Here is a 21916-nt window from a genome sequence, read left to right on the forward strand (position 1 = left end):
ACTCTCAGTGGCGGCCGTGGGCGCTGTCCGAAGCGCCGCCGAAGAGCCGTGCGACGGCGCGGAACGGCAGGGTGACAACCGTGGCGATGGCTCCACCAATGGCTCGGAGAACATCTGCGATGGCCTTCAACATGTGGGGCCTCCTTAGAGCCGTGGCTCGATAGTGATGAATTGCCGTGCGTCGCCGCATGGCCTCGTACACCCGGTTGCCCCGCGAGAGATCGTAAAAACGGATTCTGCTCGATCGAATTCAAAGATTGGCTGCGCTCAGCCTTGTGTGCTTTCCTCGGTTGTCGCCCGGTCGAGCGTGTCCGCCACCGTGGTGCAGGCGAGCCGGGTCACGGAGCGCAGCTCGGCGTCCGGAGTGCCGGCGCGGCTCAGTACGGCCAGCGACTGGTTGACGGCGACGACGAACGTGGCGAGCTCGTCGAGCGTCCCGGCGTCGGCCGATGAGTCCGCAAGCGCCGCCCGCACCCGCCGGTGCTGCGTGTCGAGCAGGCCGCGCACCTGAGCGCTGTTCCCTTCCTTCAGGGTCAGTGACTGCGCGGCGGACTGGGCGATGAGACATCCGACGGGGACCGACGGGTCGGCGATACGGCCCAGGACGACATCGAAGAACGCCTCGACGGCGCGCACCGGATCACCGGGGTGCGCCGCGAGCGCCTGCTCGTACCGGGCGCCGTAGATCGACGCGTAGCGGTCGAGGCACTGACCGAAGAGGGCGTCCTTGTTGCCGAAGGCGCCGTAGAGGGAGCCACGGCCGAGGCCGGTGGCGGAGCCGAGCGCATCGAGCGACGCGTCCGCGTACCCGCGCTGCCAGAACACCCGCATGGCCTGGTCAAGGGCCGCGCCGGTGTCGAACTGTTTCCGTCCTGCCACGGCGCGCACCTCCTGTTTCATGTCGCCGCGAAGGCGCTGCCCGATCACGCCGTCCGGCACTACGTCGACATCCTCGCCGCCGACCCGGAGGCCCTGCGCTCCAGCTTCGAGTTCTACCGCGCACTCGACACGACCATCGCGCAGAACCAGAAGCGCGGCACTCGACGCCTTACCCTGCCCGTCCTGGCGATCGGGGGAGCGGAGAACCTGGGCGCTTCGGTCGGCGAGACGATGAAGCTCGCCGCCGACGACGTGGAGAGTCTCGTCCTCGACGAGTGCGGCCACTACCCCGCCGAAGAGGCACCGGAGGCGATGCTGTCCGCGCTGACCGAGTTCCTGGCCCCGTACCGTCGGCAACAGGGCTAGGGCCTGTGCCCTGGGGCCCTTGCTCAGGCGGCGCGGGCGGCGATGGCTCGTGCGCACTCCAGGGACTCGGTGGCCGTCGTGTCCACCTCCATGTCGTAGCGCACGCCGTGGTGGACCACTTCCGCCTGGGAGGCGGCCATCCCGGCGACACGGTCGCCCCGCGCCGTCTCCCGGCCCGCGGCGACCGTGCTGTCACAGCGGACGCCGACCCACAGCACCGGCAGATCGCCGAGGGACTTCCGCCACCGCTCCTGCGACGCCGGGCCGCCCAGGAAGACCTCGTCCACGATGACCCGTGCGCCGGCGCGGGCCATCGTCGCGACCCCTTCGATCCACGCCGCCTCCAGCGTCCTGAACTCCGGGCCGACACTCACCCCGCCGTCCGCGGCGACCTCGAATCCCTCCGACGCGCTCCGCATGGACGCGGGCATCGCCTCGACGAGCGTGTCGCATCCGAAGGTCAGCCACGGGTCAGGAAGAACCGCTTGCAGACACCGCGCGATGCCGGACTTCCCGGAGCTGGAACCGCCGTTGAGGATGATCACTTGAGTCGTCACCGCGCCACAGTAGAAGCAGCACCGCGCCACGGGAAACGAATTGCCGTGCCTTGGGCCGGAGTCAGCCCGTGCCGTCGAACGGGCTGATGCGGCGGTACGCGGCGCGTGCGTGAAGGACGCGGCCCGCCGTCGTGCCGATGAGAGCCGCGGCCAACAGACAGCCCATCCACTCGGGATCCCGGTGCCCTGCCCAGGAGATCTCCCCGATGGGGTGGGCGGCGAAGAAGTTCAGCAGCATCCAGCACAACAGGGCCGTCCCCGGTGCCGCGACGAAACGGCCCCGCACTCCGAGCAGTGCGGCAAGCACCGAGAGAGCCGCGAGCGCGAGCCCCGTGCGGTCGAGCGCACCGAGCAGATCGAGCACGGTCACCAGCGCGAAGGCGCCCGCGTACGCGCCCGTCCATATGTAAGGCGTGGCCACAGGCTCGGGAACAACCCGCACACCCTTGGCGATGTATCGCCACTCCACCACCGTCGACTCCTCCCCACCGCCGGTCCGCCGGGGCGCCGATGCCCCGGGGACGTCCATGACCGGCGCCTCCCGCAACGGGACCGACGCATGCGCCGGAGACCGGGCACAGGGTGTGGTCCAGGGCAGATTGTCGCACCACATCCGTGGGCTTCCGCCCCGTCGGGGGTGGTCTCTCCTCTCGTCGTGTCCCCGTCATAATTCTCGGATGGACCTCGCCTCAACTCCCAAGCCCTCCGCGCCGCGACGGCGCACTCGCATCGTCGTCGTCGGAGCCGGACCGGCGGGGCTCACCGTCGCCAACATCCTGCGTGCCGCCTCCGTCGACTGCGTGGTCCTGGAGACGGAGAGCAGAGAGTTCATCGAACAGCGGCCCCGCGCGGGCTTCATCGAGGAGTGGGCGGTGCGTGCCCTGGAAGAGCGGGGGCTCGCCGACCGGCTCCTCTCGCACGCGCAGACACACGGGGAATGCGAGTTCCGATGGGCGGGGGAGCGCCACCGGTTCGCCTACGGCGAGCTGTCGGGGAACCGTCACTTCGTCTACCCCCAGCCGCTGCTGGTGACGGACCTGGTGCGCGCCTACGCCGACCGCGCGGGCGGCGACATCCGTTTCGGCGTACGCGACGTGGAACTGCACGACATCGACACGGACCACCCCGCGGTGTCGTACACGGACCCGGCGACGGGAGAGCGCATACGCGTCGACTGCGACGCCGTCGCGGGCTGCGACGGGGCGCGCGGTGTGACGCGTACGTACTTGGGGACGGAGCGGGCCACCGTCGCCCGGCACGACTACGGCATCGGCTGGCTCGCTCTCCTCGCCGAGGCGCCGCCGTCATCGGACTGCGTCGTCTTCGGTATCCATCCGCGCGGCTTCGCGGCCCACATGGCCCGTAGCCCCGAGGTCACCCGCTACTACCTCGAGTGCCCGCCCGGCGACGACCCCGAGAACTGGTCCCACGAGCGTGTCTGGTCCGAGCTGCACACCCGTCTGTCGGTGGCGGGGGCGCCGCCGCTCACCGAGGGGCGACTGATCGAGAAGCGCGTCCTCGACATGCACAACTACGTCGTGGAGCCCATGTCCTACGGGCGGCTGTACCTCGCGGGCGACGCCGCCCACCTCGTCGCTCCGATCGCCGCGAAGGGCATGAACCTGGCGCTGCACGACGCGCTGCTGCTCGGTGACGCACTCGTCGCCTACTGCGCGGAAGGGGACGACAGCGACCTGAGCGGCTACTCGGAGGCCTGCCTGCCGCAGGTGTGGCAGTACCAGGAGTTCTCCCAGTGGCTCTCGGAACTGCTGCACGGGCCGTCGTCGGGTGTCCCGTTCAAAGCGGGCGCCGCGGCTGCCAGGCTGCGCAGGATTCTCGGCTCGCCGGCGGCCGCGGCGGCCTTCGCGGAGATCTACATCGGGAAGGGCACGGGCGATTGACGCCCGGAGCCGGGGAGGTGCTCAAGCAGCGTGGTGGCGGACGACCATCAGCCGGGCGACATCGGCCTCGGTGTACAGGCGGAATCCGCCCTGCGAGCGGGCGGAGGGGATGACCAGGCCGGTGTCCTGATAGTGCCGGATGGTGCGCAACGACAGCTCGGTCCGTGCGGCGACCGTGACGTTAGGGTAGGGCCGCCCCTCTTTCCGCACGCCCCGGGTGATGCCAGGCGCTGCCCGAGCACGACAGGTACCTCTCTTGCCCCCGTCCGCATCGCCCTTTGCCGCCCGGCTGCGTGACCTGCGCCCCGGCTGGCTGTCCGACCCGAAGGTCTGGCGCACCGAGGTGCTCGCCGGTCTCGTGGTCGCGCTCGCGCTGATCCCCGAGGCGATCTCCTTCTCCATCATCGCCGGGGTCGACCCGGCGATCGGCCTGTTCGCGTCCTTCACGATGGCCGTGACCATCTCCGTCGTCGGCGGCCGCCGCGCGATGATCTCGGCGGCGACCGGCGCCGTGGCCCTGGTCATCGCGCCTCTGAACCGCGAGCACGGCTTCGGGTATCTCGTCGCCGCCGTGATCCTGGCAGGTGTCTTCCAGATCGCCCTCGGCGCGCTCGGCGTCGCCAAGCTGATGCGGTTCGTGCCCCGCAGCGTGATGGTCGGCTTCGTGAACTCCCTCGCCATCCTGATCTTCATGGCGCAGGTCCCCGAGATGCACGACGTGCCCTGGCCCGTCTACCCGCTGCTCGCGGCCGGTCTTGCCCTCATGGTGTTCTTCCCGAAGGTCACCAAGGTGGTCCCGGCCCCGCTCGTGTCCATCGTGATCCTCACCGCGATCACGGTCGCCGCCGGGATCGCGGTGCCGACCGTCGGCGACAAGGGTGAACTGCCGTCCTCCCTGCCGGTGCCCGGCCTGCCCGATGTGCCGTTCACCATGGACACGTTGACGACCGTCGCGCCCTACGCGCTCGCCATGGCGCTGGTCGGCCTGATGGAGTCCCTGATGACCGCCAAACTCGTGGACGACATCACCGACACCCGCTCCTCCAAGACGCGTGAGTCCATCGGCCAGGGCATCGCCAACATCGTCACCGGCTTCTTCGGCGGCATGGGCGGCTGCGCCATGATCGGCCAGACGATGATCAACGTAAAGGTGTCCGGGGCCCGCACCCGCCTGTCCACCTTCCTCGCGGGCGCCTTCCTGATGGTCCTGTGCATCGCCTTCGGGCCCGTCGTCTCCGACATTCCGATGGCCGCCCTGGTCGCCGTGATGGTGATGGTCTGCTTCGCGACCTTCGACTGGCACTCCATCGCGCCGAAGACACTGAAGCGGATGCCCGCAGGCGAGATCACGGTCATGGTCGTCACCGTGGCGTGCGTGGTCGCCACGCACAACCTCGCCGTGGGCGTGGTCGCAGGCTCGGTCACGGCGATGGTCATCTTCGCCAAGCGTGTCGCCCACCACGCCGAGATGACCGCCGTCCCTGACCATCACGACGGCAAGGTGACCTACTCCGTCACGGGCGCGCTGTTCTTCGCCTCGGCCAACGACCTCGTCGGACGGTTCGACTACGCCGGAGACCCCGACAAGGTCGTCATCGATCTGACGGCCGCCCATATCTGGGACGCCTCCTCCGTCGCCGCCCTGGACGCGATAGGGACCAAGTACGCCCAGCGCGGCAAGACGGTGGAGATCATCGGCCTGAACATGCCGAGCGCCCGGATTCACGAGAAGCTCAGCGGCGAACTCACCGGCCACTGACCGTCCTCGTGCCGAGGGTCACCGCCGATGGGCACTGCCGAGAGTCACGAATACCAAGTGGGCTCCGGGAGTTCACCGGTCAGGACGTGACGGCCGACCTCGCGGCGCTTGTAGGCGACGGGATCGTGCAGGGTGTGGGTGCGTACGTTGCGCCAGAACCGGTCGAGTCCTTCGGCGGACGCGGTGGCGCGGGCGCCGGTGACCTCGAAGACCTGGTTGGTGATCTCCAGCGCGACCTCCGTGGCCCGCGCCTTCACCGCCGCGACCCGCACCTCGAACGCCCCACGGGACTGCTCGGTGACCGCGTCCGGCTCGTCGTGCAGCGCCTGGCCCTCCAGGGCGACGGCGTCGGCCAGTGCCTCGACGGCCCACAGCTTGGCGGTGAGATCGCCGTAGATGTCGATGACGTACGGCTCATCGACGGCCGTGTCGTGGCCGCCGTGCAGCCAGGGACGGGACTTGGCCGTGGTGTAGGCGGCGGCGGTCTCCAGGGCACCGGCGGCGATGCCGAGGTAGAAGCTGACGAAGACCAGCTGAATGGTGGGGACGTTGAGCGTGTTGTAGACGCGCGGCGTGAACTCCTTGTCGACGTATCCGGCGGCCGACGCCCATGGTGTGCGTACGCCGTCGAGCGTCACGCCGCCGCTCTCGGTGAGCCGCTGGCCGATGTTGTCCCAGTCGTCGTGGAAGGTCAGGCCCTCGCTGTCGGAGGGCACGATGGCGAAGACATGCTTGTCCGTGCCGTCCAGAACGCCTTCGAGCACGGTGACGTCCGAGACCTTGCTGCCGGTGGAGAAGGTCTTGCGGCCGGTGAAGACGAGGTCGTCGCCGTCCTCCGTGACCACGACGTCGTGGTCACGCGGGTTGACCGCGCCGCCGAAGAACCACCTCTCACGGGCGGCCGTGGCTTCGACGTGCTCCCACTGCTCGCGGGTGCCGACCAGGCGTGCGGCCCAGTTCCACAGGTAGTGGTAGCCGAGCAGCTGACCGATCGAGCCGTCGGCCTTGGCGACCTCGCGCACGACGCGGTAGGCCGTCGGCCAGTCCTGACCCGCTCCGCCGTGCTCGGCCGGGCCGAGCAGCGTGACCAGACCGGCGTCCTTGAGCAACTGGACCTCGGCGTAAGGGGTTTCACCTGCCTTGTCACGGGCGACGGCGTCGGTGGCCAGTACGGCCGCGACCTCGGAGGCGCGGTCGATCCAGGCCCGGGAGTCCTCGGGCGTGGGGAGGGTCTGCCAGTCGGCGGGTGCGACGGTGCTCATATTGCTGCCTCTCTACGGGAGTTGGGGCTGGGGAAGGGTGTGTCAGTGCGCGGCGGAGGCCTCGAGTTCACGGACGATCGGGAGCACCTTCTTGCCGAAGTACTCGACCTCCTCCAGGTAGTGCAGGAACCCCAGGAGGAAGAGATCCACGCCGAGGCGCTTGTAGGCGACGATGCGTTCCGCGATCTGTTCCGGGGTGCCGATAAGACCCGTACGGAACCCGTCGTTGTACTGGACGAGGTCCTCGAAGGAGGAGTCCTGCCACATGCCCTTGCCGTCGGTGGCGGACCGTCCTGCCTGCTTCACGGCGGCGCCGAAGCCCTCCACCGCATCGGAATCGGCCCTGGCGACGATCTCGCGGAGCGTCTCGCGGGCCTCTGCCTCGGTGTCACGGGCGATGAGGAAGCCGTTGAGGCCGAAGCGGGGCGCGGTGCGTCCGGCGGCCGCAGCCGAGGAACGTACGTCCTTGATCTGCTCGGTGACGCCGTCGAAGTCCTTGCCGTTGGAGAAGTACCAGTCGGACACGCGGCCCGCCATCGCGCGGGCGGCCGTGGAGTTGCCGCCCTGAAAGATCTCCGGGTGCGGGCGCTCGGGGGTGTTGAGGGGCTTGGGCTTGAGGGAGAAGTCGCGGATCCGGTAGAAATCACCGGCCAGTTCGGCGTGGTCCTTGGTCCAGATGTCGCGCAGCGCCCGGATGAACTCCTCCGAGCGGCGGTAGCGCTCGTCGTGCTCGAGCCAGGGCTCGCCGAGCGCGGTGAACTCGTCCTTGAACCAGCCGCTGACCACGTTGACGGCGAACCGCCCGCCCGACAGATGGTCGGCGGTCGCGCCGAGCTTGGCGAGCACCCCCGGGTGCCACAGGCCCGGATGGACGGCGGCGATCACCTTCAGGCGCTCTGTGGCGAGCAGCAGGGCGAGGCTGAAGCTGGTCGACTCGTGCTGGAACTCGGCGCCGTAGCTGGCCATGTAGCGCACCTGGCTGAGGGCGTAGTCGAAGCCGTTGTTCTCGGCGAGGACGGCCAGTTCGCGGTTGTAGTCGTAGCCCCAGTCGGTGCGCTGCTCGATCTTGCTGGTGACGAGGCCACCGCTGACGTTGGGCACCCAGTACGCGAAGCGCGCGGGTTCGGTGGGGGAGGGTGCGGGGGCGGATGGTGGCACGGATGACATAGGGCACTCCTAAGGGGGTTTGGGGAGGTTTCGGGCATGCCGAGGCGCGCGACGGGACGCGTTGATCAGAGGGTGTGCGTCACGCGGCGTCGATCACGCACGACGGAAGAGTCCGCGGACGTGCGGACATGTGCGGACGCGCCTTCGGCGGATCAATGAAAGGAGGGGCCGAGCGGAAGAGGCCGGAGGTCAGCGGCGACAGAAGGCGCCGGCGAGACGTCCGAGGTCGATGTGGCGGCGTTGGGTGAGCCTGCGCATATCGATCAACTCCTCGCTGGACAAGGCCGGATCCCGCACATCGGACGACGGGAAGATGCCGGTCCGTTCACACGTTAGCGAGGGACACCGCCCGGGGTCGATTCGGCATTGACGAGGGGCTGATAGGGCATCCCTTTCACCGGTCTCTCTTCACCGGTCTCTTTTCACTGGCCCCCGATCAGCGGCAGGACAGGGAAGTCGTGGTTCTGCCAGATCCGGCGGGATGACTCTTCCGGATACGCGGTGACAGCCGGTCGCGTGTCGAAGAGCTGCACAAGGCGTTGCCCGGCGTCGTACGCGGGCCAGCCGGGATCGCCGTGCGCGGCGAACGCCGTCCACGCGGCGCGCATGCGGGCGGACAGCGCTTCTGCCTCCGGGGGCGGGCCCTCGCCGATCAGCGCGGCAGGCTGGCCGCGGTCGAGGTTGCCGAAGACGAGCGGCACGTCGAGGCCGTGGCAGGCGCCGAGGACACCGTCCATGCCAGGGGCGTGCCAGGTCAGCTCGTAGACGTGGGCGCGGCCGCCGGCGGCGGTCTGGGCCTGGGCGAGGTGAAGGCTCGGCATGCGGAACAGCGAGTCGGAGAGCACCAGTTCATGCAGCTCGTCCGGGCCCGCGGCCGGAAAACCGTCGCGGTAGCGGCGTGCGCCGTCCTGCCCCGGGCCGAAGACGTCCAGGGCGGTCGCCGCCTGCTCCTGCGTCACCTGGCCGAGCAGGCCGTCGAGGGCGGTGAGCAGCCGCGTTTCGTGGCGGGTATGGCCGACGAGGAGCTCGATGCCGCGGCCGGCGCCGTCGGCAAGCGCCTGCCAGGGAGTGACCGGCAGCGCATCGCCCTCGACGACCGGCGAGAACATGATCGACCTGTGCGCCACCTGGCCCCAACGCCCCGCCCACTGGACCGTCTTGGCGCCGACCGCATCACCGGCGGCGGACAGCAGGGCCGGGTCCACGGTGGACAGGTCGGCCACCGTGGGCCTGAGCCCCAGCTCGGCGGCGCAGGCGGAGGCGATGTCGGCGGCGAGTTCGGGCGAGAAGAACGTGCCCTGCACACTCTGCGCGACGGCCCGTCCGAAGAGCCCGGCCGCACTCGGCATCGCGAGGAGCGCGGCGACCGATCCGCCACCCGCCGACTGGCCGAAGACCGTGACACGATCGGGATCGCCGCCGAAGGCCCGGATGTTGTCCCGCACCCACTCCAGAGCGGCCACCTGGTCGAGCAGCCCCCGGTTGGCCGGCGCCCCCTCGATCTGCCCGAAACCCTCAAGCCCCACACGGTAGTTGAACGTCACCAGGACGACGCCGCCCTCGCGCGCGAGACGGCCGCCGTCGTACTCGGGGAGACCGGACATGCCGATCGTGTACGCGCCGCCTTGGAGCCACACCATCACCGGCAGCCCTGCGCCTGGCCCAGGCTCGGGCGACCAGACGTTGACCGTCAGCCATTCGTCGCCCACCACGTCCGCCGCCAGCGCGTCCATGCCGAAGTGACCGCCCTGAGGGGGCGGCGGTCCGTACGACTGTGCCGTCCGGACCCCGCCCCATCCCCGTACCGGCCGCGGCGCGGCGAAACGCAGCGGGCCGACCGGCGGCTCGGCGAACGGGACGCCACGGAAGACCGCCATCCCTGCCTCCCGGGTGCCGCGCAGGGCTCCGGCCACCAGGCGGACCACGGGCTCGGCCCCGGACGGCTCCGACGCGGCTACGGTCATCACAACTCCCTCTCCGGTCGGGCGGGAACGCGATCACAAGGCTTCGCGCGGCCCCGGACACAGGGGAGCATCTCGCCGTATCAGGATGCCGCGCCAGCCATTTACGGATGGGCACGACAGGCATCGGCACGATCTAGTGTGGCCCGCATGAATTCGCTGTCCGAGCTGGACGCGCGTATCTCGGGGTGTGCCGCGTGCCCCCGGCTTGTCGCCTGGCGGGAGGAAGTGGGGCGGGTCAAACGGGCTGCCTACATGGACTGGACGTACTGGGCCAGGCCGGTACCCGGGTTCGGACCGGCGGATGCGTCGATGCTCGTCATCGGGCTCGCGCCCGCGGCGCACGGCGGTAACCGGACGGGCCGGATGTTCACGGGCGACCGTTCCGGAGACGTCCTGTACAAGGCGATGTACGAGCTGGGCCTCGCGTCGAGCCCGCTGGCGGTGTCCATGGACGACGGCCTGACGCTGCGCGGGGTACGGGTGACGTCACCGGTGCACTGTGCCCCGCCCGAGAACAAGCCGACCCCGGGGGAGCGGGACATGTGCAGGCCGTGGCTCGTGCGGGAGCTGGAACTCCTTGGGCCGCGCCTTCGGTCGGCGGTGATTCTGGGGGCGTTCGGATGGCAGGCGGCGTTGCCCGCGTTCACGGCGGCGGGGTGGAGCGTGCCGAAGCCACGGCCGCGGTTCGCGCACGGCACGCGGGTGACGCTGGAGCGTGCGGAGGACTCCGGGCACTCCGGGCACTCCGGTCCGGGTCCGGGCCTGGGCCTGGGTCCGGTCACCCTGTACGGCTGCTTCCACGTGAGCCAGCGCAATACGTTCACGGGCCGGCTGACCCCGGACATGCTCAAGGACGTCCTGCGCGATGCGGCGGGCGAGGCGGGCATTTCACCGTACGCACCGCCGGACGGCGCACCTCAGTAACCGGCGAGGCACCCACCACCCGCGTCAGAACGACCGAAGCTCCCGCACACGGATGTGCGGGAGCTCGCGGCGGAGTTGGTCAGCTGTCGCCGGGCTTGAGGTTCTCCCGCGCGCCCTGGGCGCGGTCGCGCGCGTCGCCCATGGCCTTCTTGACCTCGCCCTTGGCCTGGTCGCCCTTGCCCTCGGCCTGCTTGTCACGGTCACCCATGACCTTGCCGCCCATTTCCTTGGCCTTGCCCTTCATCTTGTCCATGCCGCCCTTGTCAGCCATGACAACTCCTTTGTCGTTACAGCGCCCACCGGTCACACACATGGCGTGGGCCTCTGCAATCAACGTAGGCCGCCGGTGCGGACCCCGCCCGTCCAGCCGTCACGCACGGTCACGGCGGGGCCAGGTCAGTCCAGGCAGAACTCGTTGCCCTCGGGGTCGGTCATCACGATGTAGCCGGAGCTCATCGGGGGCGCGGGCTCGTCGCGGCGTACTCGCTTCGCTCCCAGCGCGACGAGTCGGTCGCACTCGGCCTCCAGGGCCGCCATCCGCTCCTCTCCCTCAAGCCCGGGAGCCGCACGGACGTCGAGGTGGACGCGGTTCTTGGCGACCTTGTCCTCCGGAACCTGCTGGAAGAGCACGCGTGGGCCGTGCCCGGTCGGATCCTCGACGGCCGACCTCGAGTTGCGCTGGTCCTCCGGTACGCCGATGCGCGCGAGGAACTCGTCCCACGCCGCAAGGGCGTCGGCGCCCTCGGGCAGGTCCACGCCGGGCGGGCCGGGGATGACGTAGTCCAGAGCGTCGCGCCAGAAGGACGACAGCGCACGCGGGTCATGGGCGTCGAAGGTGATCTGGATGGTGCGGCTCATCGGGTTGCTCCGTTCATGGCGGGATTCACGGGATTCACGGGATCCGCGTGACTCGTGTGCAGGTAGAGGTCGCGCAGCAGGCAGACCTCGGAAAGATGGTGGATCAGCTCGCGGTGGATGTGCAGCACCAGATCGGCCATGGGCGCCTCGGGGAAGGGCTCCTTCTCACCGATGGGGACCCGGAGCCCGGCATCGCCGAGGCCGCGTACCCCTGCCAGCCAGAGATCGAGCTGAGCGTCGAGCTGGTCGAGCGCGGTGGCCGCGCTCCCGGCGTACTCCCAGCTCTCGTACGAAGCCTCCGGCGCGCCGAAGTGCGCGGCGTTGCGCGCGGCGAGCACACCGACGATGACGTGACCGAGCCGCCAGGCGATCGTGGTGAAGGCCGCGGGTACCGGCTGCGGGAAGGCGAAGTCGATCGCGAAATCCCCGGCGCCGACCTGCACGGGCGCCGTCGAGCTGCCGCGCGGCCGCACGCTCCAGGCGTCCGGCACTGGCGACCAGAAGTACTCGTCGTCGGTGAGGCCGTCGAGCCGGTCCCGGAGCTGATGGTTCCAGTGGATCTCCCACTGCTCGCGCAGCGACCGGTTCCAGTCGAGTTCGTCTGCGTTCATGGGGCCACCCTGACACCCCAGGCGGACAGAATCGGTCCGCTATCTCTGGCAGGGTGTCCGCCATGGCCGGGGCACGCGGTGACGAACGAGGTACGACGGAGCGGGTACTCACCCTGCTCGGGCTGCTGCAGCAGCGCCAGGTCTGGACAGGGCCCGAGCTCGCCGACCGGCTCGGGGTCACGCCGCGCACCGTACGGCGCGATGTCGAACGGCTGCGCACGCTGGGCTATCCGGTGCATGCGGGCCAGGGCGTCGGCGGCGGATACCGGCTCGGGCCGGGGCAGGAGCTGCCGCCGCTGCTGCTCGACGATCAGGAGGCGATCGCCACCGCGGTCTCGCTGCTCGCCGGCGCGGTCGCCGGTGCCGGCGACGCCGCTCTCCAGGCGCTGACCAAGCTCGACCAGGTGCTGCCCGCCCGGCTGCGGCACGAGGTGCGCGCACTCTCCGGCTCGGTGGAGTTCTTCGGCGGCGGCCGTACGCCCGTCGACCCCGGGGCGCTCATGACGCTGGCCAGAGCCTGCCGCGACGAGGTCGAGGCGGGCTTCGACTATCCGTCCGGGAGCGAGGTGCGACGGCGGCGGGTCGAGCCCTACCGCCTGGTCGCCTCCGACCGGCGCTGGTACCTCCTCGCCTACGACCTCGACCGTGAGGACTGGCGCACCTTCCGTGTCGACCGGATGACCGACGCGTCCGCACGGACCTGGCGCTTTCGCCCGCGCGATGCGCCCGACGCGGCGGCGTACGTACAGGAGGGTGTGGCGAGCCGGGTCTACCCGCACCAGGCGCGCTTCCTCGTGCACGCGTCGGCCGACACGGTGCGCGCGCAGATTCCGGCGGCGGCGGCCGTCGTGCGACAGCGGGGGAGCGAGCGCTGCGAGGTGGTCAGTGGCGGCGAACGCCTCGACGCCGTGCTGATGCACGTGCTCCTGCTGGGACACGACTTCGAGGTCCTCGACCCTCCGGAACTCGGGAAACGCTGTCGCGAACTGGCGCAGAGACTGCTGTCGGCCGGAGCGACGATCGCACCGCCTCAGTAACGCGGTTGAACGCAACTCTCGTCTCTCCCGTATCTAGAACCGAACATTCCCCCGGCTTCGGTCGGCGGTCGAATTCGGGATCCGCACAGGAGGCGACGAGTTGAGGCACAAGCGAATACCCAGGCGAAAGGCCGTTCTGGCAGGTGCTGCGGCGATGGGCATGGTCGCAACGGCCGTCCTGCTGCAGCAGGCCAACGCTTCGCAATCCGGCACCGAGACCGATTCGGGGTCCGCCGCCAAGAGGCTCAGCGCGGCATCGGCGACGAAGCTGGTCGAGCCGTTGGCCTCGCAGCTCGGCGACGCCTACGGCGGGGCGTTCTACGACGAGGGTGAGCAGCAGCTCGTCGTCAACGTCGTGGGCAACGACAACGCGGTGAACGTCCAGGTGAAGAGAGCTGGAGCGGTGGCGCGCAGCGTCGACAACAGCACGGGTGAACTCGGCGCCGCCGCGAAGACGTTGGCCAGTCGGGCCACCATGGCCGGAACCGCGTGGGCCACAGACCCCAGGACCAACCAGGTCGTGGTCACGGCCGACCGCACGGTCACCGGTGAACGGTGGGACAAGCTTGAGGCGACCGTCAAGTCGCTCGGCACAGGAATGGCCCGCATCCAGAAGTCCGCGGGAGAGTTCAAGCCCTTCGCCGCGGGCGGTGACGCCATCTTCGGCGGCGGCGCACGCTGCTCGCTCGGCTTCAACGTGACGACCGAGGACGGCAGTCCCGGCTTCCTCACCGCGGGGCACTGCGGGGTGGCAGCCGAGAGCTGGTCGGATGCCCAGGGCGGCGCGGCCATCGCTACGGTCCAGGACGCGACGTTCCCGGGGGACGGCGACTTCGCTCTTGTCACCTACGACGATCCGGCCGCCGACGCCCCGAGCGCGGTCAACACGGGCGACGGCCAGACCGTGGAGATCGCGCAGGCCGCCGAAGCGGCGGTCGGCCTTGAGGTGTCCCGCATGGGCAGCACCACCGGGCTCCAGGACGGCGTGGTCACCGGGCTCAACGCCACAGTGAACTACGCGGAAGGGACCGTCACCGGACTCATCCAGACCGATGTCTGTGCCGAACCGGGAGACAGCGGAGGCTCATTGTTCACCAATGACGGGAGCGCGATCGGCCTCACTTCGGGCGGCAGCGGCGACTGCACCGCGGGCGGTGAGACGTTCTTCCAGCCAGTGACCACCGCACTTGCGGCGGTCGGCGCCGAGATCGGAGCCGGCGGCAACTGAGGTTCGCGCCGGCCTCGGCCGTCCGGCGGCGGCCAAGGCCGGCGCGGCGCATCAGAGCCGGAGACAGTTCCGATCCGGGGCTACACGTCCGCCACCCAGCTTCCGTGGAAGCCGAGCGGTACCCGCCCCGGCAGGCGGACGCGGGCCAGCGGGTGGCCGGTGAAGTCCTGTGCCGCGAGGATCACCAGGTCGGTCGCGCCGCGGTCGGGGTCGTGCACGTAGGAGAGGACGTAGCCGTCGTCCTCGTCCCGCGCGCCCCGGCGCGGCACGAACACCGGCTCGCTCGCCGCCGCGCCCTTCGGGAAGCGGACCACCTGCTTGCTGCCACGCAACATGTCGTGCTTGAGCAGGCAGTTGGTGAACTTGTCGTCCGGCACAACCCCGTCGACCGTCTCGTACGCGCGCCACATCTCGGCCGCGCTCGCCGCGTACCCGAAGCGGTGCCGACGGGAGATCAGGGATTCGTTGACGCGGGGGAATTCCTGCGGCAGATCGTCGATGCGGGTGCTGCGGACCCGTCCTGCGCGCAGGTCGATCGTCCAGCGGTCGAGTGTCGGCGCGCCGAGCGCGGAGGGGCCGCCGTTGCCCCGGCCCGCCGCGTAGAAGGGGGCGGGCATGCTGGTGTACTCCATCACCACCGTGTCGCCCTGGTCGTAGGCGTTCAGCGTGTGCGAGTAGAAGACCGGGTCGATTTCGAACCAGCGGGTGGCGCCTCCGGCCCGCGGCATGATCCCTACGCGCATGGGGTGTTGACCGTTCCAGACGTACGGCACCTTCGCGCCCGCCTCGGCAGCCGCCGCGTCGAACGTGATCGGGACGTCCACGATCACCACGTACTTCTGCGTGAGGGCGAAGTCGTGCATCATCGGCGCGTCCGTCACCGGGATCTTGCTGGACCGGGCAACGCGCCCGGTCCCGTCGATCATGATGTGCCGTACGTGGTCCCAGGTCGGGTAGTACGCCACCGCGTGCAACTCGTCCGCCGCGGCGTCGTACTTGGTGTGCGCGGTGAACGCACCCCGCAGCGTGGAGCGGAAGTCGTACGGGCGCACCGTGCCGAGTTCGCCGTCCAGCTCGTACGGCAGCGGCCCGCTTTCCTGGAGCGCCAGGATCCGTCCCTTGTACGGGATCACATGCGTGTTGCACGCGAAGTCGTCCGGCGGTACCCGGCCCGGATATGTCTCGCCCAGCTTCTTCGCCACCTGCGAGGAACGCACCCAGCGGTTGCGGTACCACTCGGCTCGTCCGCCGCGCAGCCGTACCCCGTGCACCATGCCGTCGCCCAGCATCCAGTGGTGCGCCCGCGGGTCATCGAGGCCCAGCGCGTTCGGTCCCGTGCGCAGGAAGCGGCCGTCGAGGTCGCGCGGCACGCGGCCGGTCACCTTCAGGTCGAACGCGGTCAACTCCTCGGTGACCGGCGCGAAAGCGCCCTCCAGGAACGGCAGTGACTTCGCACCACCGCCCGCCGCTGTTCGCGTCGCTGCTCGGGCTGCCGGGGCGTCATGCCCGAGCCCGTAGGTCCCGACCACGCTGCCCGCCGCCGCGAGCGCCGCACCTTGGAGAATCCTCCGTCGCGTATGACTGGTCATCCCGTCTCCCCGTTCGCCTTCGGTGCCCGGCGGAGGACCGCCGGACTGTTCGCTGGTGACGGGGACAAGCCTGCGCCGAAGGAGGCCGCAGATCAGGAGGTCTGGGGCCCGGGCCAGGGGTGGTGCTGATGCCACCCATCAGTCGGGGACGGCATCGGCGACGGCGGCGCCTGCGCGGGGCCGGGTTCAGTCGACCGGCTTGCCGGGCTCGTCGTGCGTGGAGCAGTGGATACCGCCGCCACCGGAGGCGATGGTGTCGATCCGGACCGGCACGACGTCGCGCTTGGGGAAGTGCTCCCGCAGAATGCTCCGGGCGCGGTTGTCTGCCTTCCGGTCCCCGAACTCGGGCATGAACACGGAGCCGTTGGCGACGTAGAAATTGGCGTACGTCGACACGAAGTCGTCGCCGTCGCCGGTGATCCTGTCCAGGTCGGGCTGGGGCAGATCGACGATCTCGAAAGACCGGCCCCTGGCGTCCTTCGCCTTGCTGAGCACGGCCTTCGCCTGGTCCGCCGCGCGCGACCAGGAGTCGGCCGGCATACCGGGGAAGGCCCGGTCCAGGAGCACCACACCGGGCGCGGTGAAACGGACCAGGCTGTCCACATGAGCGTCGGTGATGTCCTCACCGCGCACGCCTGCCAGCCAGATCACCTTCTTGATGCCCAGGGTCCGCTTGAGCTCGGCCTCGACCTGATCGCGGCTCTTACCGCGGTTGCGGTTGTCGTTGACGACCGAGCTCTCGGTGATGAGGAGCGTGCCCTCGCCGTCGGTCTCGAAGGAGCCGCCCTCGGCGACCAGGGGCGCCTTCCTGCGGGGGATGTCGTACTTCGAGAGGAGGGTGCGGCCCACCCGGGCGTCGTGGGTGTGCTCCTGCTTGTCGCCCCACCCGTTGAAGTTGAAGTCGACACCGACGACGTCGCCGTCCTGCTCCACGAACACCGGCACGGTGTCGCGGGCCCACATGTCGTCGACGGCCAGCGGGATGACCTCGACGTCGCGCCCGCAGGCCTTCTGGGCCGCGTCCTGCTGATCCGGCCTGGCCAGCATCACGACGTACTCGTACTCCGCGATGGTGCGGGCGACGCGGGCGATGTCCTTGCGTACGTAGGGGAGGTCCTCCTCCCACACCGACTCCAGGGCGGGCCACGACATGAAGGTGCGCGCGTGGCTCTCCCACTCGGCGCCCATGCGCAGCCCCTTGGCCGCCGTGTCCCGGTCACCGGCGGTGCTCGCGGCCCGCGCCTGCTCGTCGCCGGTCCCGCACGCCGAGGCTCCGAGGACCGCAGTGCCGATTCCGGCGATCGCGCGGAGGGCCGAGCGGCGGGAGGGGAGGGACGGGAGCGACGGGAAGTGGGGGGACACGGTGAACTCCGATCATCGTGAGGGGATCAAGCTGTCCATCGGCCTGGCGGGACGCTCTGCAAGCGTGGCGAGCACGGCGCGGACGGAGCCGCTCGATGCCTCGACTCTGCCATGGACTGAAAATTCAGTCAAAGATGCACCCGCTGCGGTGCCGATTTCTGCCGGTCGCCCGAGATCACCGGGCAGCGGACGGCCCGATAGGGTTCGGATCCATGGCGCCTCGCACTACTCAGATCCTCGAAGCGGCCGCACGGCTCATCGCCCGTCGCGGCGTCCGTGGCCTGCGCGTCGAAGAGCTCGCCGCCGAGGCGGGTGTCTCGACCGGGCTGATCTACTACCACTTCAAGGACCGCACCGGGATCCTGCGTCAGACGCTGGAGTTCATCAACGACCGTGCCGAGCGCTACACCGCCGGCCAGGCGTCGGACGCCGGACCGCTCGCTCCGCGCGAGGAACTGGCGGAGATTCTCCTCCTGGAGCTGCAGGACACCCCGATGGTCAGGGAGAACAGCTCCGCCTGGGGTGAGCTGCGGGCGAGTGCCGTCTTCGACGAAGTACTGCGGGACGATCTCGCCAGGGCGACCCTGGCGTGGGTGCAGGAGGTGGCGGCCCTCCTCGGCCAGGTGCAGCCGACGGCCCCGGCACCCGCCCTTGCCGCGTCCGGTGAGCGGCTCACCGCGCTGCTCGAAGGGCTCAGCATGCGCTGGCTCAGCGGCGGCCTGCAGCTCGGCCACGCGCGCGACCTGCTGCGTGGCGCCATCGACGCCGAGCTGGCGCTGTTGCGGGGGAAGTAGGACCTACCGCGTACCGCGGGTCCTGTCGTGGATCCTGTCGGGGTCTTGCTACTTCTTGACTGAAAAGTCAGTCAAGAAGTAGCACCTGATCCTCTCGGGCGGATTCGACTCAGGCCATGCTCGTGGCGCCGTCCATGGACTCACGGATGATGTCGGCGTGGCCGGAGTGCTGGGCGGTCTCGGTGGCGATGTGCATCAGCACCCGGCGAACCGACCACTGCGCACCGGCCTCGAACCACGGGGCCTTCGGCAGCGGCCATGTGGCGTCCAAGTCGGGCAGGCCGGCGATGAGTTCGTCGGTCCGGCGGGCCACTTCGGCGTAGTCGGCCAACACGCCCGCCAGCGTCTCGCCGGGCAGCAGCCGGAATTCGTCGGCCCGACGGGCCCGGTCGGCCTCGGTGATGGCCGTGAAGTCGGTCATCGTCGACGGGCCGCCCAGGATGAAACCCGCCCACATCTTCTCGACCTCGGTGACGTGCTTGATCAGACCGCCGAGACACAGCTCGCTCGCGGTGGTTCGCAGACCGGCCTGCTCGTCGGTGAGGTCACGGGTGGTGAAGCGCAGGAAGTGCCGGTGCTTGGCCAGTGTCTCCAGCCATTCGGCACGCTCGCCGGTGACGGCCGGACCCTCCGTCAGGTCGTCGGGGGTGGTGGTCGGTTCGTTCGCAGCCATGGTCTCCGCCTTCCAGTGTTCTGTTCCGCCGTTCAGGAGCCACGCTAGGGCCCGTATAGGACAGAGGTCGTCCTATACGCGTCGTCCTATACGCACCCGTTGCTTGAGTGGCCCGGCGGTCTTACGCTCACCCGGTCCACATGGCGAACGTTGTTCATATCCATGACCGACCCGTGACTGTGACTGTGACTGGAGTGTGTGATGCGCGCAAGATCCCGGATACGGTTCGGCGCCTTGCTCACCGCGGCGGCGGCCCTCGCCTCCGCCTTGATGCCGACCGCCACCGCGACCGCCCGCGAGAGTGCCCCGCGCACGGCTGTGCTTGACGGCAAACGGCTCCAGGAGACCAAGCTGCTTCTGGACCGCGGCGACCCCCAACTCAAGCGCTCCGTAAGGGAGTTGCAGAAGCGCGCCGATGCCTGGATCGACCAGGGACCCTGGACGGTCGTCGACAAGCCGAAGCCCGCGCCCGGCGGTGACGTGCACGACTATCTGAGCCAGGCGCCCTATTGGTGGCCCACCCAGACACCGACGGCCGACAACCCGTGGGGTTGCCCATATGAACAGCGCGACGGGCAGCGCAACCCCGAAGTCGACACGGGGACCGACCGCCAGGACGTGGAGAAGGTCTTCGACTCGACGTACGACCTCACGCTCGCCTGGTACTACACGGGCAAGAAGCGCTATGCCGAGAAGGCCGCCTCCGTACTGCGCACTTGGTTCCTCGACCCGGCGACGAAGATGAACCCGAACCTGAACCACGCGCAGTTCATCCCCTGCAAGTACGACGGCCGGGCCATCGGCATCATCGACTTCTCGCAGTCGTACACGAGCGTCGTGGACGCGATCGCGATCCTCGGCACGGGCGCACCCGGGTGGTCGAAGAGCGACCGCTCCGCGATGGAGAAGTGGAACAAGGACTTCCTCGGCTGGCTCGTCGACAGCGACTTCGGCAAGCAGGAGGGCGCCGCGCAGAACAATCACGGCACGTTCTACGACATGCAGGTCGCCGCTCTCGCCTACGCCACGGGTGACACCGCCCTCGCCCGCCGTACCGTCCTCGACGCCCGTGCCCGCCGTATCGACCCGCAGATCGCGGGCGACGGCAGCCAGCCGCAGGAGCTCGCACGGACGCGGAGCTGGCACTACTCGACCTTCGACCTGGTCGCCTACACCCGGCTCGCCGCGATCGGGCGGCATGTGGGCGTGGACCTGTGGGCCCACCAAGGCCCCGACGGGCAGAGCCTGTTCAAGGCCGTCGACTATCTCCTGCCCGCGGCTACGGGGGCGGCACAGTGGCCGCATCCCGAGCTGGAGTTCCACCGGTTCGCGGCGAGCGACATCGTGCACGCGGCGGCTGATGCAGGGCACCCGGCCGCGCGCAAGGCGGTCCCGAAGCTGGAGACGCCGCCCGGCGGGGATCTGTGGGCGCTGCGCCCGGCGGCCGAGCAGCTGGACTCGATCGCGGGCTGAGCGGGGGATGGCGAGGGGCGGCCCAGGGGTCGCCCCTCGCCGCCTTCTCCTGTCGGCCGGTGTGTCGGGGGTTATCCCTACCTTGAGCTGGGCGGTTAGCAGGATCGATCAGGGGTGCCACATCCGGAAATGCTGGGGCCAGGCAAATGCCGCTGGGTTCCCGACGATTCCGTAGGAGTTGGCTAGTGCGTGAGCAGGTATGGCAGAGGTTCATTTCTCCCGGGCGGCAGGGTGGCCGACGCGGAGCCGCCGTGTCGGCCGCGGCCGGGGTGGTCGCGGGCGTCATGACGGTGGCTGCCTTGTCGCCGACCGTGGCGTCCGCCTCCACCAGGCCGGACACCGTCCAGGAGGGCCTCGACGCACTGGTGCGCTCCGACGGAGTACCCGCAGCGCTTGCGAGCGTCAAGGGCGGTGAAGGCCGTGCCCGTACCTACACCGCAGGGGTCGGTGACCTGGCCACAGGATCGAAGGTGCCAAGGGACGGTCAGGTGCGGATCGGCAGCAACACCAAGACGTTCACCGCGGTGCTCGTGCTGCAACTGGTCGGCGAGGGGAAGATCGCCCTCGACGCCCCGGTCGAGGACTATCTGCCGGGCCTCGTGCGTGGGGACGGGATCGACGGGCGCCACATCAGAGTCCGTCAACTCCTGCAGCACACCAGCGGACTTCCCAACTACGTCAAGTATCTCGGCGAGGACGTCCGGCACTACGAACCCCACGAACTGCTCGACATCGCTCTCCAGCACAAGGCCGACTTCGAGCCCGGGGAGAAGTGGGCGTACAGCAACACGAATTACGTGCTGGCCGGTCTTCTCGTCGAGAAGGTCACCCACCGTCCGCTCGCCGAGGAGCTGGACCGGCGCATCATCAAGCCCCTAGGTCTGCGCCACACCTATTTCCCCGCGCCGGGTGACGTGACCATCCGGGAGCCTCATCCCAAGGGCTACTACCAGGATTCGGCCGACGCGCCTCTGCGCGACGGCACGGAACTGGACCCCTCCTGGGGCTGGGCGGCAGGGCAGATGATCTCCACCAACTCCGACCTCAACCGGTTCTTCACCGCACTCCTCGCGGGCAGGCTGCTCCCGGCGGCCCAGCTCGCCGAGATGCGCACAACTGTCCCGGCCGGAGCCCCCTTTGCCTCCGGCGCCCGTTACGGACTCGGGCTCGTGAGCACACCGCTGTCGTGCGGCGGTGTCTACTGGGGCCACGGCGGTAGCACCACGGGATACGAGACCCGGGGCGGCGTCACCGCCGACGGCCGCGCCGCCAACATCGCGGTGACCGTCCAGCCGACCGACCCGGCAACCATGAAGCGCGTCGACCGTGTCGTGGACAAGGCCCTGTGCCGCTGAGCTGAGCGGCACCTCCGCGCGAACCGCACCCCGTGAGAACGGCACCTCGCGTGAACGGCACCCCCGCGCCTGCGCACACCTCTTGAGTTGCCCGCTGTGCTCGACCTAGGCTTACCGGGCCGTAAATGAAACGTTTCATTTACGTTTTGGGCACTCG

At 69.7% G+C, this 21916-nt stretch carries 23 protein-coding genes and 2 pseudogenes; 9 read left to right on the forward strand and 16 right to left on the reverse strand.

Features of this window, described 5'->3' with window-relative positions:
- Positions 1-4: 4 nt before the first annotated feature.
- From ACFQ7F_RS21730 to ACFQ7F_RS21740, 3 genes and pseudogenes are all read right to left on the reverse strand, one after another.
- Complete coding sequence (locus ACFQ7F_RS21730; RefSeq protein ID WP_383272786.1) at positions 5-133, reverse strand: LPFR motif small protein; 129 nt, start codon at positions 131-133, stop codon at positions 5-7.
- Between the two features lie 134 nt (positions 134-267).
- Complete coding sequence (locus ACFQ7F_RS21735; RefSeq protein ID WP_383272870.1) at positions 268-636, reverse strand: hypothetical protein; 369 nt, start codon at positions 634-636, stop codon at positions 268-270.
- Positions 637-771: 135 nt separating this feature from the next.
- Positions 772-900 (reverse strand): annotated as a pseudogene (locus tag ACFQ7F_RS21740) (hypothetical protein); the annotation flags it as partial.
- A 210-nt stretch (positions 901-1110) separates the two neighbouring features.
- Here ACFQ7F_RS21740 and ACFQ7F_RS21745 point away from each other — a divergent pair.
- A complete protein-coding gene (locus ACFQ7F_RS21745; protein ID WP_383272788.1) occupies positions 1111-1245 on the forward strand; it encodes an alpha/beta fold hydrolase in 135 nt (44 codons plus the stop codon).
- Positions 1246-1268: 23 nt separating this feature from the next.
- Here ACFQ7F_RS21745 and cpt read toward each other — a convergent pair whose 3' ends face one another.
- Positions 1269-1802: a chloramphenicol phosphotransferase CPT gene (gene cpt, locus ACFQ7F_RS21750; RefSeq protein ID WP_383272790.1), complete on the reverse strand. Its 534-nt coding sequence runs from the start codon at positions 1800-1802 to the stop codon at positions 1269-1271.
- A gap of 61 nt (positions 1803-1863) precedes the next feature.
- Positions 1864-2331, reverse strand: coding sequence for a hypothetical protein (locus ACFQ7F_RS21755; RefSeq protein ID WP_383272792.1), 468 nt, complete (start codon positions 2329-2331; stop codon positions 1864-1866).
- Between the two features lie 148 nt (positions 2332-2479).
- Between ACFQ7F_RS21755 and ACFQ7F_RS21760 the strand changes: the two genes are divergently transcribed.
- Positions 2480-3703, forward strand: coding sequence for a 4-hydroxybenzoate 3-monooxygenase (locus ACFQ7F_RS21760; protein ID WP_383272794.1), 1224 nt, complete (start codon positions 2480-2482; stop codon positions 3701-3703).
- 36 nt (positions 3704-3739) lie between these two features.
- Here ACFQ7F_RS21760 and ACFQ7F_RS21765 read toward each other — a convergent pair.
- Positions 3740-3913: pseudogene (locus ACFQ7F_RS21765) on the reverse strand (MerR family transcriptional regulator); the annotation flags it as partial.
- A 46-nt stretch (positions 3914-3959) separates the two neighbouring features.
- Between ACFQ7F_RS21765 and ACFQ7F_RS21770 the strand changes: the two are divergent.
- Positions 3960-5462 carry a SulP family inorganic anion transporter gene (locus tag ACFQ7F_RS21770; protein WP_383272796.1) on the forward strand — a complete coding sequence of 501 codons (1503 nt, stop codon included), beginning with the start codon at positions 3960-3962 and terminating at the stop codon, positions 5460-5462.
- A 44-nt stretch (positions 5463-5506) separates the two neighbouring features.
- Here ACFQ7F_RS21770 and ACFQ7F_RS21775 read toward each other — a convergent pair whose 3' ends face one another.
- From ACFQ7F_RS21775 to ACFQ7F_RS21790, 4 genes are all read right to left on the reverse strand, one after another.
- Positions 5507-6724: an acyl-CoA dehydrogenase family protein gene (locus ACFQ7F_RS21775; RefSeq protein WP_383272798.1), complete on the reverse strand. Its 1218-nt coding sequence runs from the start codon at positions 6722-6724 to the stop codon at positions 5507-5509.
- Positions 6725-6766: 42 nt separating this feature from the next.
- Positions 6767-7891, reverse strand: a complete 1125-nt coding sequence (sfnG, locus tag ACFQ7F_RS21780) for a dimethylsulfone monooxygenase SfnG (RefSeq protein WP_383272800.1) — start codon at positions 7889-7891, stop codon at positions 6767-6769.
- Between the two features lie 189 nt (positions 7892-8080).
- Positions 8081-8149, reverse strand: coding sequence for a putative leader peptide (locus ACFQ7F_RS21785; RefSeq protein ID WP_351157943.1), 69 nt, complete (start codon positions 8147-8149; stop codon positions 8081-8083).
- Between the two features lie 164 nt (positions 8150-8313).
- Positions 8314-9855, reverse strand: coding sequence for a carboxylesterase/lipase family protein (locus tag ACFQ7F_RS21790; protein ID WP_383272802.1), 1542 nt, complete (start codon positions 9853-9855; stop codon positions 8314-8316).
- A gap of 147 nt (positions 9856-10002) precedes the next feature.
- Here ACFQ7F_RS21790 and ACFQ7F_RS21795 point away from each other — a divergent pair, with 147 nt between their 5' ends.
- Positions 10003-10779, forward strand: coding sequence for a uracil-DNA glycosylase (locus ACFQ7F_RS21795; protein ID WP_383272804.1), 777 nt, complete (start codon positions 10003-10005; stop codon positions 10777-10779).
- 79 nt (positions 10780-10858) lie between these two features.
- On the opposite strand, the gene ACFQ7F_RS21800 is transcribed toward ACFQ7F_RS21795, so the two are convergent.
- From ACFQ7F_RS21800 to ACFQ7F_RS21810, 3 genes are all read right to left on the reverse strand, one after another.
- Positions 10859-11050: a CsbD family protein gene (locus ACFQ7F_RS21800; RefSeq protein ID WP_383272806.1), complete on the reverse strand. Its 192-nt coding sequence runs from the start codon at positions 11048-11050 to the stop codon at positions 10859-10861.
- 125 nt (positions 11051-11175) lie between these two features.
- Positions 11176-11637 (reverse strand): VOC family protein, encoded by a 462-nt coding sequence (locus ACFQ7F_RS21805; protein WP_383272808.1) that lies wholly within the window; start codon positions 11635-11637, stop codon positions 11176-11178.
- Complete coding sequence (locus tag ACFQ7F_RS21810) at positions 11634-12248, reverse strand: DinB family protein (RefSeq protein ID WP_383272810.1); 615 nt, start codon at positions 12246-12248, stop codon at positions 11634-11636. The genes ACFQ7F_RS21805 and ACFQ7F_RS21810 overlap by 4 nt, the downstream gene beginning before the upstream one ends.
- A 62-nt stretch (positions 12249-12310) precedes the next feature.
- Between ACFQ7F_RS21810 and ACFQ7F_RS21815 the strand changes: the two genes are divergently transcribed.
- On the forward strand, positions 12311-13285 hold the full coding sequence (locus ACFQ7F_RS21815) for a helix-turn-helix transcriptional regulator (RefSeq protein WP_383272812.1): 975 nt from the start codon (positions 12311-12313) through the stop codon (positions 13283-13285).
- Between the two features lie 154 nt (positions 13286-13439).
- A complete protein-coding gene (locus ACFQ7F_RS21820) occupies positions 13440-14513 on the forward strand; it encodes a S1 family peptidase (protein ID WP_383272814.1) in 1074 nt (357 codons plus the stop codon).
- An 80-nt stretch (positions 14514-14593) separates the two neighbouring features.
- On the opposite strand, the gene ACFQ7F_RS21825 is transcribed toward ACFQ7F_RS21820, so the two are convergent.
- Positions 14594-16102 carry a carotenoid oxygenase family protein gene (locus ACFQ7F_RS21825; protein ID WP_383272816.1) on the reverse strand — a complete coding sequence of 503 codons (1509 nt, stop codon included), beginning with the start codon at positions 16100-16102 and terminating at the stop codon, positions 14594-14596.
- Between the two features lie 186 nt (positions 16103-16288).
- A complete protein-coding gene (locus tag ACFQ7F_RS21830) occupies positions 16289-17464 on the reverse strand; it encodes an agmatine deiminase family protein (protein ID WP_383272818.1) in 1176 nt (391 codons plus the stop codon).
- A 212-nt stretch (positions 17465-17676) separates the two neighbouring features.
- On the opposite strand from ACFQ7F_RS21830, the gene ACFQ7F_RS21835 reads away from it, so the two are divergent.
- The gene (locus ACFQ7F_RS21835) at positions 17677-18258 is read left to right on the forward strand and encodes a TetR/AcrR family transcriptional regulator (protein WP_383272820.1); all 582 of its coding nucleotides are present in this window, start codon (positions 17677-17679) and stop codon (positions 18256-18258) included.
- 109 nt (positions 18259-18367) lie between these two features.
- On the opposite strand, the gene ACFQ7F_RS21840 is transcribed toward ACFQ7F_RS21835, so the two are convergent.
- A complete protein-coding gene (locus tag ACFQ7F_RS21840) occupies positions 18368-18931 on the reverse strand; it encodes a DinB family protein (RefSeq protein ID WP_383272822.1) in 564 nt (187 codons plus the stop codon).
- Positions 18932-19132: 201 nt separating this feature from the next.
- On the opposite strand from ACFQ7F_RS21840, the gene ACFQ7F_RS21845 reads away from it, so the two are divergent.
- Positions 19133-20404, forward strand: coding sequence for an alginate lyase family protein (locus tag ACFQ7F_RS21845; protein WP_383272824.1), 1272 nt, complete (start codon positions 19133-19135; stop codon positions 20402-20404).
- Positions 20405-20655: 251 nt separating this feature from the next.
- Entirely contained in the window at positions 20656-21759 is a 1104-nt protein-coding gene (locus tag ACFQ7F_RS21850; RefSeq protein WP_383272826.1) for a serine hydrolase domain-containing protein, read from the forward strand.
- Positions 21760-21916: the final 157 nt, after the last annotated feature.

The sequence above is a fragment of the Streptomyces sp. NPDC056486 genome (genome assembly GCF_042795295.1).
In the GTDB taxonomy this organism is placed as follows: domain Bacteria; phylum Actinomycetota; class Actinomycetes; order Streptomycetales; family Streptomycetaceae; genus Streptomyces.